This is a genomic window from Streptomyces canarius (genome assembly GCF_014650735.1).
Classification (GTDB): domain Bacteria; phylum Actinomycetota; class Actinomycetes; order Streptomycetales; family Streptomycetaceae; genus Streptomyces; species Streptomyces olivaceoviridis.
On record NZ_BMVN01000039.1, the window covers coordinates 56,170 to 67,780 of the forward strand.

The window sequence follows — 11,611 nt, forward strand, 5'->3', positions numbered from 1 at the left end:
AGGCCCGGGCCTTCGCCATGCGGGCGGTGCGGAGTCGGCGGTGCTTGGGGCGCTTGGGGGAGTGCCCCGCCTGTCAGAGCGCGGTCAGCGACTGCTCCGCCCACACCGTCTTGCCGATCCGGTCGTGCCGGGTGCCCCAGCGGTCGGCGAGCTGGGCGACCAGCAGCAGGCCCCGGCCGCCCTCGTCGAAGATCCGGGCCCGGCGCATGTGCGGGGCGGTGTCGCTGGCGTCGTAGACCTCGCTGATCAGGGTCCTGCCCTGATGGATCAGCCGGAGCCGGAGGGGCGGACGGCCGTAGCGGATGGCATTGGTGACCAGCTCGCTGACCATCAGCTCGGTGGTGAACGCGGCCTCGTCAAGGCCCCACACGGACAGTTGGCCGGTGGTGTACCGGCGGGCCAGCGAGACGACGGAGGGCTCGTCGCACAGCTCCCAGGAGGCGACCAGGTCCTCGTGCAGGGCCCGGGTGCGGGCCACCAGCAGGGCGATGTCGTCGTCGAGGCGGTGGCTGAGCAGGTCGCCGAGAACCCGGTCGCACACCGACTCCAGCGACTGCGCGGGACGGCCGAGCGCGACGGACAACTTGTCCAGGGCCTCGTCGATGTCGTGGTCGCGGGCCTCCAGCAGCCCGTCGGTGTAGAGCACGAGCAGGCTGCCCTCGGGCAGTTCCTTCTCCATCGCCTCGAAGGGCAGCCCGCCGAGCCCGAGCGGCGGCCCCGCGGGCACGTCGAGGAAGCGGACGGTGCCGTCCGGGGTCACCACGGCGGGCGGCGGATGCCCGGCCCGGGCCACGGAGCAGCGGCGCGAGACCGGGTCGTAGACGGCGTACAGACAGGTGGTGCCGATGCCTCCGGCGGTGTCGGCGCCCGGGTCCGCGCTGCCCTCGTCGGCGGCCAGCCGCAGCACCAGGTCGTCCAGGTGGGTGAGCAGCTCGTCGGCGGGCAGATCGACGTCGGCCAGGGTGCGTACCGCCGTGCGCAGCCGGCCCATGGTGGCGGAGGCCCGGAGGCCGTGGCCCACCACGTCACCCACGACGAGCGCCACCCGCGCCCCGGACAGCGGGATCACGTCGAACCAGTCGCCGCCCACGCCGGCCCGGGTCGCGGCCGGCAGATAGCGGGTGGCGATCTCCAGGGCCGCCTGGTCGGACACCCTGTGCGGGAGCAGGCTGCGTTGCGGGGCCACGGTGGTGGTGCGGGGCCGGGAACAGCCGCGGGCCTGTTCCATGCCGGTGGCCGCCTTGGCGGTGAACTCCTCCGCGAGCCGCAGGTCCTCCGGTCCGAAGGGCCCCCGCCCCCCGTGCCGGCCGAACAGGGCGACGCCGAGCGTGCTGCCCTGGGCGAGCAGCGGGACCGCCAGCAGGGAGCGCGTCCCGGACGTGCGCAGCCACGAGGCGCCGGGGTCCAGCGCCACCCACTCGGCCACGGCCGGGTCCGCCATGTCGTACAGCATCGGGCGGGCCGCCGTCAGACACCGGGTGGGCGGCGAGTCCGCCGGGCAGGCGATCACCTCCCCGATACCGACGCCGACACCGGTTCCGACGCCGCCGCCGTGGCCGGGCCCGCCGTCCCCCGGGACAGCGCGCAGGGCGGCGCGGCGCAGGACCACCTGCTCCGGCGGCCGGCCGGCGGCCTCGGCGGTGGTCCACGGGGAGTCCAGCAGGTCCACCGCCATGAGGTCGGCCAGCCGGGGGACCGTGACCTCGCCGAGTTCCTGTGCGGCACGGGCCTGGTCCGCGGCCGTGCCGACGGGCGCGGCGGACTCGCCCGAGGGGCGAGCCCCGCCGGCGGTTTCCCGGGCCGGCTCCGGCACGGACAGGCAGACGGCCCGCACCTGCCCGTCGGCGTCCTTCAGCGGGGTGAGGACGATGGCCTGGCCGAGGTCCGGACCGAGCCGGCCGCGCGCCTCCTGCGGCCTGCCGCGCTCCAGCGCCCGCCGCATCGACCGGGCGGCCTCCTCGCTCGAGGCCCCCGGCGCGATGTGGGTGAGGCGCAGTCCGCGGATCGCCGCCTCGGGCAGGGCGAGGGCGTGTTCCATCCGCCGGTTGGCGCGCACCAGGCGCAGGTCCGCGCCGAAGATGGCCAGCGGAAAGGGGGACTGGAGGAACGTCCACTCCTCCAGCGGTTCGCCGCGGGGCGGCTGGGTCCGGGCCGTCACCGCGCTCACCACGAGCCAGTCGGTGGCGCCGGTCTGGAAGGTCCGGCGGTGGGCGAGCACGCCCAGTTCCAGGAGGCTGCCGTCCTGGTGGCGCAGTGGGACGGTGCCGTTCCAGCGGGACCGGCCGGCCAGTGCCCGCCGGACCGCCGCGCCGTCGGCGGCGAGCAGCGCGGTGGCGGGCCGGCCGACCACCGCCGGGGAGTCGTAGCCGAGCAGCCGCCGCGCCCCCTCGCTCCAGCCGGTGAGGACGCCCTGCTCATCGATGGTGGCCGTGGCCGTGTACGTCGACTGTCGCTCCATCGCCGCTCATCTCGCCCTTGCTCGGCAGGCTCTCCTGTCCAGCTTGATCCCGGGCGGCGCGGAGCACCAACGCAAGGCGGCGCACACGGTGGCCCCTGCCGCACGGCAGGGGCCACCGCGGAGCCGTCAGCCGAGGGCCAGGGCCTGCACCCGGTCCAGGGCGCCGTTGAACTTGTCGTGGTCGCCGACCGTCGGGCCGGAGGAGGTGTACTGCCACATCGTGTAGTACGACCACCCCGCCGGCAGCGTCCCCGGGTCGGAGGCGTAGCGGGCGATCCACAGCGGGTTGTTCACGGCGAAGCCGCCGTAGTTGCCGGTGCACTGGGTCCACCAGCTGGTGGCGGTGTAGATGACCGGGTAGCGGCTGGTGCGGGCCTTGTAGGTGTTGATGAAGTCGGCGATCCAGCTCACCATCTGGCTCGCGGTCTTGCCGTAGCAGGCGGCGCCGTACGGGTTCCACTCGATGTCGAGGGCGCCGGGCAGCGTCTTGCCGTCCCGGGACCAGCCGCCGCCGTGGTCCACGAAGTAATTGGCCTGGGTGGCGCCGCTGGTGGTGTCCGGGGTGGCGAAGTGGTACGAGCCGCGGATCATGCCGACGTTGTACGAGCCGTTGTACTGCTGGGCGAAGTACGGGTTCGTGTAGTACGTGCCTTCCGTGGCCTTCGTGTACGCCCACCGGACCCCGCTGTTCCACAGGGTCGACCAGGCGACGTTGCCCTGGTAGCCGGAGACGTCGACGCCCTCGGTCTGGGTGGCGTCACCGGTGCTGGGCGTGCCGTCCTGGCCGTCGTGGGCGAGGACGCCCATGCCCATGTAGGCGGAGCCGCGGCTGGGCGTGCTCGCGGCCTGGGCGGAGGTGAGCGGAAGGGTGAGGGAGAGCGCCGCGAGCAGGGCCGTGAGGAGAACGGCGAGGGGGCGCGGGCGGAACGACACGGGGGAGCGGGGGGAGTGGACGGAGCGGGTGGAGCCGGGTCTGAGCACGGGCATGACGTGCCTCCGGGGGAGTGGAGTGGGGGGAGTGACGTGGGACTGCGACACCGACCGTCGGCCCACTGGCGTGGGCATGCCATTAACGACGTGGTAGAGAAGCTACGCACGTAGATGAGGGCGTGGGAAGGGGGTCCGGGCGACGCCGTTGGTCTACGCCTGCGAAATACTGGCAGAGCTGCGGCAATGACGACTTTTGACAGAAACTTTCAGGACCGCGAAACCGAGCAGGGGTGCTGACGTGCACGAGGACGGAAACGGCGGCGCGGACGGCGCCGTCGGCCAGATGACGCCCAGTGGTGCAGACCAGGAATTCCTGGCGCTGGAACGCGAGTTGACCGTGCTGCTCCGGCGTGCCCGGTCCAGCCAGGGCGAGATGGCCCGGGAGGTCCACCCCGACCTGGAGTCCTCCGCGTACGGCCTGCTCATCCGGCTGGACGAACTGGGCGGCCAGCGGGCCACGGAACTCGCCGCCTACATCGGGGTCGGCAAGGCCACCATGTCCCGCCAGCTGCGGGCCCTGGAGGACCTGGGCCTGATCGCCCGCGAGCCCGACCCGGCCGACGGCCGCGCCTGGCTCGTCACCCTCACCGACGAGGGCAGCCGCCGCGTCGGCACGGTCCGCGAGGCCCGCCGCGCCCGCTACGTCCGCCAGCTCGCCCACTGGGACCGCCGCGAGGTCGCCGAACTGGCCCGGCTGCTGCACGAGCTGAACGGCGTCATGGCGAAATAACACGCACCGCCGCGGCGGCCCGGCCCGCCGAATCAGCCCGGCCTGGGGGTGCGGTCCGGTACGGCGGAACGGCTCGGCCTGGGGGTGCGGTCCGGCCTGGGCGTGTGGTCCGGTACGGCGGAACGGCTCGGCCTGGGGGTGTGGTCCGGTCTGGGAGTGTGGTCTGGCCTGGGCATGCGGTCCGGTACGGCGGGACGGCTCGGCCTGGGCGTGCGGTCCAGGCTGGGCGTGCAGCCGGCGCCGGCGCTGAACCCGGCCCCCTGGCGTCCCCGGTCTCGGCGTGCCGCCCTGGCGTCCCCGGTCTCGGCGTGCCGCCCTGGCGTCCCCGGTCTCGGCGTGCCGCCCTGGCGTCCCCGGTCTCGGCGTGCCGCCCTGGCGTCCCCGGTCTCGGCGTGCCGCCCTGGCGTCCCCGGTCTCGGCGTGCCGCCCTGGCGTCCCCGGTCCCGGCGTGCCGCCCTGGCGTCCCCGGTCCCGGCGTCTCGCTCCCCGGCGCCCCCGGCCTCGGCGTCCCGCCCCCCGGCGCCCCCGTCCCCTTCGTCACAGCTCCACGTACGCCACCGTCGCGTCGTCGTGCGTCTTGCCGCGTCCCAGGAACGCCCGCTCCTCCCGGTCCGCCGTCTCCAGCTCCCGTACCCGCTCCACCAGCGACCGGGCGCCCTCCTTGGCGACCAGGTCGAACAGGGCCGTCCAGTCACCCTCGCGGAACGTCTCCGTCCAGCGGGTCGCGCCGTCCGTCAGCGCCGCCAGCGCCCGGACCTCCTGCCGGGGCAGGGTGCCCGTGACCCCCCGGGCGGCCACGGCGGGGTCGGCGGCGGCGGTGAAGAAGCCGCCCTCCTTGTTGCGCAGGTTCGCGTCGACCAGCGCGTCCGTGGCGAGCGCGGAGCGGGGCAGCCGGGCCAGCCGGTCGTCCAGCACCGGGGTGACCGTGCCGTCGGGTCCCCGCAGCAGCAGCGCGGCATCGGACAGCACCAGGTACTCGACCTCGGTGGCGGACCAGCGGGTCAGGGCGACGGTTGCCTGAGGGGTTCGCGGGTGAGAAAGCTCACAGGTGTCCGCGTGAACGTCCGCGGTGCGCCGGATCGCCCGCGCGAGAATCTCCGAGAGCGTCAGATCTCGGCCCGAAACGGTCAGTTCGGTCAGCGCACCGCCCAGTCGCGCGGTGAACCAGGGGACGGAATGCAGACAGCCGGTCCCTCCGCTGGGCGGAGTCACTCCGTCCAGGACGATCACGCAACCTCCCTGTCCGGAGGCGGGTAGTCCGACACCGGCGAAGTCCTCGTTGGGGCGGGACGCGTCGCCGGGTTCCGAGACGAGATCAGTGCGCATCCAGCCAGTCTGCACGAGCTCTTCACATGGTGTGCCAAAGGCTGGCACCAGTCGGTGAATTCTCACGACCTCGCAGGTCAGGCGCCTGGTTTGGGCGAGAATGATCCACTCCGGGAAGGCGTGGCGGCGAATACTGCCAAAGCCTGCCGCGCGCGTCCAACCGGCCCGCCGCGCAAGAGCGCGGCACGCGCCAGTGGAACTTGCCCGCCAACTCCCCTCCGATGTTCACTCCTTCGGGTGGCGGGTCAGGTGATGCGCGACCACTGCCCACCGGCGCTGGGAGGGTCGGGAACCGTACGAACCGGGTGTACGCACCACTTGGCACGAGCTGACGGGGCACCACCCGGGCCCCTGGGTAGACGAGTTCAGGAATGCGAGCACCGGTGCAGAAGAAGCGGCCTCGGCGCACAGGCAGGCAGACGGCCCCCGAGGGGACCGTCCCCCAGACCCCCGTGGGCTCCGGTCGCCCCACCCATGTGCGGACCCGGCTGATCGTCGCCGTCGCCGTGGTGGCCGCCGCCGTCGCGGGAGCCGGGGCACCCGCACTGCTCAGCGCCTCCCAGGACGTCAGCGACTCCCAGGACCTGGTGACGCTGGCCACCCGCACCCAGGACGCGCTCACCCTCGCCCACTCCCTCGCCGACGAACGCGACGAGGTCACCTCCTACGTCGCGGCCGGCCGCCCCAAGGACAAGGCGCCCTCCGAGGACCGCAGTGCCCGGGTGGACCGGCAGGTCGAGGAGCTGCGCGCCGACACCGGCACCCCGGCGAGCCTGCGCACCGCCCTCGACGGCATCGACGCGCTCCGCCGGAGCGCCCTCACCGGCAAGACCAGCGCCCTCCAGGCCCACCAGGCGTACTCGGCGACGATCACCGCGCTGCACCGGCTCGCCGAGCAGCTGGCCGAGCAGACGCCCCCGCGGGCCGGCTCCGGCGGTCACGCCCTCGCCGAACTGGACTCCGCCGTCCAGCAGTCCGCCGCCGCCCGCGGCCTGCTGCTGGCCGCGCTGAACGTCCCGTCCAGCACCCAGACGGTGATCGACCCCGTCACCGGTCTGCCCACCACGACCGCCACCAGCACCGAAGCGGACCGCAAACAGCGCGACGCGCTCACCGCCGCCGCCCAGCAGGCCCGGCTGCGCGGCGCCGCGGCCCTCGCGGACTTCCGCGAGACCGCGCCGAAGGCGGCCGTGGACTCCTACGACTCCACGGTCACCGGCCCCGAGGTCAACTCGGCCGACACGTACCTCGCCTCGCTCACCGACCAGCCCACCCTCGCCGACAGCGAGCTGACGACCAGCACCAAGAAGCTGGACGCGGCCCTGTCCGCCCGTGTCGACCTGATGCGCGGCGCGGAGTCGGCGCTCTACGACCGCCGCACCAAGGACCTCGCGAAGCTCCGGGACGACGACGTCACCGCCCTGGAGATCCGCGTCGCCGTCCTCGGCGCGCTGATGCTGGTCGCGGTCGGCATCGCCACGGCCATGGCCCGCTCCCTGACCCGCCCGCTGTCGGTCCTGCGCCGCGGCTCGGCCCGCCTCGCCGGGTCCGAGGACCCGACGGCCCAGGAGCCGATCGCCTTCACGGGCCGCAACGACGAGTTCGCCCAGGTGGTCCGCTCGGTCAACGCCCTGCACGCGCACACCGTGACGCTGCACGAGCGGGTCGCCACCCTGGAGACCGACCGCAAGCACCTGGTGGGCCAGCGCCAGAAGATGGCCGACGCCCGCGAGGAACTGCGCGCCGAGCTCGCCGAGTCCACCGCCCAGCTGGAGCGGCTGCGCACCAGCATCGGCTCCACCTTCGTCAACCTGGCCCTGCGCACCCTGGGCCTGGTCGAACGCCAGCTGGCGGTCATCGAGGGCCTGGAGGACCGCGAGCAGGACCCCGACCGCCTCGCCACCCTGTTCAAGCTGGACCACTTCGCCACGGTCATGCGCCGGCACAGCGAGAACCTCCTGGTCCTCGCCGGCACCGAGCACGTCCAGCAGCATCCGGGCCCGGTGCCGCTGGTCGACGTGGTCCGGGCGGCGGTCAGCGAGATCGAGCGCTACGAGCGCGTCCGCATCGCGGCCCTCCCGCCGCACGTGCACGTCGCGGGCTTCGTCGCGGACGACCTCTCCCACCTGCTGGCCGAACTCATGGAGAACGCCACCTCGTTCTCCCCGCCGGACCTGCCCGTCGAGGTCTCCGGCTGGCTCCTGGAGTCGGGCGAGGTCATGCTGTCGGTCCAGGACGAGGGCATCGGCATGACCGCCGAGCGCCTGGACACCCTCAACGGCCGCCTCGGCGACTTCGACCCCGAGTCCCTCTACGACCAGGAGGGCGAGGAGGGCCTCGGCCTCGGTCTGTACGTCGTCGCGCGCCTCGCCCACCGGCACGGCGTCCGCGTCCAGCTGCGCGAGCAGAAGCAGGGCGGCATCGCGGCGGTGGTGGTCCTCCCGGCCTCCCTGCTGGCCGAGGCCGCGCCCACGGCACTCCCGCCGCAGAGCACCGCACCCGGCGCCACGGGCACCTTCACCCTCCCCGGCGCCGACGCCGAGGCCAACTCCAACGTCCTGCCCACCCGCGCCAAGCACCAGGACCCCCTGGTCACCCTGGCGGAACAGGCCGTACGGGAGGCCGCCGCCAAGGCAGCGGAGGAGTCCCCGGGCCAGGCACCGGCGGAGGCCCACGAGCAGGCCGCCCAGCCCGCCCAGGACATCGAGACCCGCCCGAAGGCCCCGGCGGAGACGTACGCCGAGACGACGATGGAGCTGCTGCTCCCGAACGCACCGGCGGAGCCCACGAACCCGGTGACCGGCCGCCTCGACGACCCGCGGGCCGCCGACGGCGAGCACACCCCGCAGGAGCCCCCCGCATCCGACGACGAGACCCGCACGGGTGGTGCGGACGGGCACCCGGACGCCGCAGGCGAAGCCGAGGCGCACGCACCCGGCGAAGCGCCGCAGGCGACCCGCGAAGCCGGGGAGGAGGAGCGGCTCACCAGCAAGGGGCTCCCCAAGCGCACACCGAAGATCACCGCCCCCACCACCCCGCCCCGCCAGCGCAGCTCCAGCGTCGACGCCGAAGCCCTGCGCCGCAGGCTCGGCGGTTTCCGCACCGGCGCCCAGGCCGGCTACCGCGACGTAGAGGCGGAGATCGCCGAGCAGACGGCCGGCAACCGGCGGCCGGCCGGCCACGCACACGCCGAAGAAGCCACGGGGGGCACAGCCGAGGAGGCAAGCAGTTGACCGCGCCCACTACCTACGGACTGAGCAGTGAAGCCCGCAACCTGCACTGGCTGCTGACCAACCTGGTCGAGGAAGTACCCGGCATCCAGTCCGTCGCCGTGGTCTCCTCCGACGGGCTGCTCCTGCTGTCGTCCGACCCGGGTCACACGGAGGAGGCCCGCCAGTCCCGCGACACCAAGCGGACCGGCCCCCGGGGCTCCGCCGCCGACCTCGCCACCATCGTCTCCGGCATCGGCAGCCTCACCGTCGGCGCCGCCAAGCTGCTGGAGTTCGGCGGGGTCAAGCACACGATGGTCGCGATGGAGGAGGGCAGCCTGTTCGTGATGTCGATCAGCGACGGCTCGCTGCTCGGCGTGCACGGCTCCGCCGAGTCCGACATGAGCGTCGTGGCGTACCACATGGCGCTCTTCGTCGGCCGCGCCGGCCACGTCCTGACGCCCGAGCTCCGCAGCGAACTACGCAAGAGCCTGGAAGCCGAGTCGACGGGGAGCGACCGATGACCGGCACTCCGGAGAAACCGGACAAGACACAGCTCCCGGTCCGCGGCGGCGACCGCAAGCCCGCCCGCGTCCGCCCCTACTCGCTCACCGGCGGCCGTACCCGCTTCGGCCACGTCCTCCTCGTGGAGACGTTCGTGGCGGCGCTGGAGGCCCCCGAGGAGCGCAAGGAACTGACGAACGGTTCGCTCACCACCCGGGTCATGCCGGAGATGCGGGCCATCGTCGAACTGTGCCGCCGTATGCGCACGGTGGCCGAGATCGCCGCGCTGCTGAAGATGCCGCTCGGCGTGGTCCGCGTACTCCTGAGCGATCTCGCGGACCAGGGAAAGATCCGTGTGTACGGCACCGGAACCGGTCACGGCACCGGCCGCCCGGACCGCGCTCTGCTGGAAAGGGTGCTGAGTGGACTCCGCCGTCTCTGACGCCGCCGCCTCCTTCGGGGGCACCCCCCTCGTCGCCGGGTTCACCGAACCGGACGAGGACCTGAAGTCCTGGCAGACGGACCGGACGCGCGCCCCCATCGCGACGAAGATCGTGGTGGCGGGCGGCTTCGGCGTCGGCAAGACCACGCTCGTCACCTCCGTCTCGGAGATCACGCCCCTCCAGACCGAGGCGCTGATGACCGAGGCCAGCGAGGGGACCGACGACCTGTCCGCCACGCCGGGCAAGCTCACCACCACCGTGGCCATGGACTTCGGCCGCATCACGCTCGACGACGACCTGGTGCTCTACCTGTTCGGCACGCCGGGCCAGCAGCGGTTCTGGTTCATGTGGGACGACCTGGTGCGCGGCGCGATCGGCGCCGTCGTCCTGGCCGACACCCGCCGGCTGAAGGACTGCTTCCCGGCCCTGGACTACTTCGAGAGCTGCGGGCTGCCGTACGTCGTCGCGGTCAACCACTTCGACGGCAGCGAGCGGTTCGAACCGGAGGACGTGCGGGAGGCGCTGACGATACCGGCGCACATTCCTGTCATGATCATGGACGCGCGGCGGCGGATCTCGGCGATCGAGGTCCTCCTGGCCCTGGTGGGCCACGCGCTGGACGAAACCCCGGAGTAGTCCTCACCCCTCGTCCTCATCCCGTAGGAGGCACCACCCGCATGCGGAAGATACTCGTCGTCGGGGCCGGCCAGTCCGGCCTCCAGCTCGCCCTCGGCCTTCAGTCGCACGGCTACGAGGTCACCCTGATGTCGAACCGGACCGCGGACGAGATCCGCTCCGGCCGGGTCATGTCGACGCAGTGCATGTTCGCCACCGCACTCCAGCACGAGCGCGATCTCCAGCTGAACTTCTGGGAGTCCCAGGCCCCGAAGATCGAAGGACTCGGTGTCTCGGTCGCCGCGCCCGGCTCGCACGACCCGGGCCCGACCCAGCGGGCGATCGACTGGCTGGGCAGGCTCGACGGGTACGCGCAGTCGGTGGACCAGCGGGTGAAGATGGCCGGCTGGATGGAGACGTTCGCCCAGCGCGGCGGCCAGCTGGTCATCCACGGCGCGGCGGTGGGCGACCTGGACTACTTCTCCCGCGCCTACGACCTCGTCCTGGTCGCGGCCGGCAAGGGCGAGCTGGTCTCGATGTTCGCCCGCGACCCGGAGCGCTCCCCGTACAGCGAGCCGCAGCGGGCGCTGGCGGTGGCGTACGTCCACGGGCTCGGTCCGCGCCCGGAGCACCCGGAGTTCGACGCGGTCCGCTGCAACCTGGTCCCCGGGGTCGGCGAGCTGTTCGTCATGCCGACGTTCACCACGTCCGGCCGCGCCGACATCCTGTTCTGGGAGGGCATACCCGGCGGCCCGCTCGACGTCTTCCGGGGCGTCAAGGACCCGGCGGAGCACCTCTCCCTGACCCTGGAACTCATGGAGAGGTTCACGCCCTGGGAGTACGCGCGGGCCACGAAGGTCGAACTCACGGACGCGGGCGGCACCCTGTCCGGCCGCTACGCCCCGACCGTCCGCAACCCCATCGGCCGGCTGCCCTCGGGCGGGCTGGTGCTGGGCGTGGCCGACGTGGTCGTCGCCAACGACCCGATCACCGGCCAGGGGTCCAACTCGGCGGCCAAGTGCGCCGCCGCGTACCTCGCGTCGATCGTGGAGCACGGTGACAAGCCGTTCGACGAGGAGTGGATGCGGCAGACGTTCGACCGGTACTGGGCCACCGCCCAGCACGTCACCAAGTGGACGAACGCGATGCTGGCGCCGCCGCCGGAGCACATCCTGAACCTCATCGGCGCGGCCGGGCAGTTGCAGCCCGTGGCGAATCGATTCGCCAACGGGTTCAACGATCCGGCCGACTTCGAGGACTTCTTCTACGACCCGGAGAAGACGGCCGCGTACCTGGCCTCGGTCACCGGAGCCTGACGGGTTCGCCCCCCCGCGGG

9 protein-coding genes are annotated in these 11,611 nt (G+C 73.2%); 6 read left to right on the plus strand and 3 right to left on the minus strand.

All coding sequences use genetic code 11. From position 1 onward, the window contains the following. Positions 1-73: 73 nt before the first annotated feature. Both IE294_RS35950 and IE294_RS35955 read right to left on the minus strand, forming a co-directional pair. The gene (locus IE294_RS35950; RefSeq protein WP_189893195.1) at positions 74-2,458 is read right to left on the minus strand and encodes a SpoIIE family protein phosphatase; all 2,385 of its coding nucleotides are present in this window, start codon (positions 2,456-2,458) and stop codon (positions 74-76) included. 126 nt (positions 2,459-2,584) lie between these two features. After that, positions 2,585-3,445: a lysozyme gene (locus IE294_RS35955; RefSeq protein WP_189893197.1), complete on the minus strand. Its 861-nt coding sequence runs from the start codon at positions 3,443-3,445 to the stop codon at positions 2,585-2,587. 241 nt (positions 3,446-3,686) lie between these two features. On the opposite strand from IE294_RS35955, the gene IE294_RS35960 reads away from it, so the two are divergent. Continuing rightward, complete coding sequence (locus IE294_RS35960; protein ID WP_189893199.1) at positions 3,687-4,178, plus strand: MarR family winged helix-turn-helix transcriptional regulator; 492 nt, start codon at positions 3,687-3,689, stop codon at positions 4,176-4,178. A 537-nt stretch (positions 4,179-4,715) separates the two neighbouring features. On the opposite strand, the gene IE294_RS35965 is transcribed toward IE294_RS35960, so the two are convergent. Continuing rightward, positions 4,716-5,504: a protein phosphatase 2C domain-containing protein gene (locus tag IE294_RS35965; RefSeq protein WP_189893201.1), complete on the minus strand. Its 789-nt coding sequence runs from the start codon at positions 5,502-5,504 to the stop codon at positions 4,716-4,718. Between the two features lie 383 nt (positions 5,505-5,887). Between IE294_RS35965 and IE294_RS35970 the strand changes: the two genes are divergently transcribed. The 5 genes from IE294_RS35970 to IE294_RS35990 are packed head-to-tail and all read left to right on the plus strand — an operon-like array spanning position 5,888 to position 11,591. After that, entirely contained in the window at positions 5,888-8,737 is a 2,850-nt protein-coding gene (locus IE294_RS35970; RefSeq protein ID WP_189893203.1) for a sensor histidine kinase, read from the plus strand. After that, positions 8,734-9,237, plus strand: coding sequence for a roadblock/LC7 domain-containing protein (locus IE294_RS35975; RefSeq protein WP_189893211.1), 504 nt, complete (start codon positions 8,734-8,736; stop codon positions 9,235-9,237). The genes IE294_RS35970 and IE294_RS35975 overlap by 4 nt, the downstream gene beginning before the upstream one ends. Next, entirely contained in the window at positions 9,234-9,659 is a 426-nt protein-coding gene (locus IE294_RS35980; protein ID WP_189819047.1) for a DUF742 domain-containing protein, read from the plus strand. Before IE294_RS35975 ends, IE294_RS35980 begins: the two co-directional genes overlap by 4 nt. Next, on the plus strand, positions 9,640-10,296 hold the full coding sequence (locus tag IE294_RS35985; protein WP_189893213.1) for a GTP-binding protein: 657 nt from the start codon (positions 9,640-9,642) through the stop codon (positions 10,294-10,296). Before IE294_RS35980 ends, IE294_RS35985 begins: the two co-directional genes overlap by 20 nt. A gap of 41 nt (positions 10,297-10,337) precedes the next feature. After that, positions 10,338-11,591, plus strand: a complete 1,254-nt coding sequence (locus IE294_RS35990; protein ID WP_189893215.1) for a styrene monooxygenase/indole monooxygenase family protein — start codon at positions 10,338-10,340, stop codon at positions 11,589-11,591. Positions 11,592-11,611: the final 20 nt, after the last annotated feature.

Coding starts and splice junctions, on each gene's coding strand:
- IE294_RS35950 (WP_189893195.1), bottom strand. CDS start 2,458: ATGGAGCGACAGTCGACGTACACGGCCACGGCCACCATCGATGAGCAG.
- IE294_RS35955 (WP_189893197.1), bottom strand. CDS start 3,445: ATGCCCGTGCTCAGACCCGGCTCCACCCGCTCCGTCCACTCCCCCCGC.
- IE294_RS35965 (WP_189893201.1), bottom strand. CDS start 5,504: ATGCGCACTGATCTCGTCTCGGAACCCGGCGACGCGTCCCGCCCCAAC.
- IE294_RS35980 (WP_189819047.1), top strand. CDS start 9,234: ATGACCGGCACTCCGGAGAAACCGGACAAGACACAGCTCCCGGTCCGC.
- IE294_RS35990 (WP_189893215.1), top strand. CDS start 10,338: ATGCGGAAGATACTCGTCGTCGGGGCCGGCCAGTCCGGCCTCCAGCTC.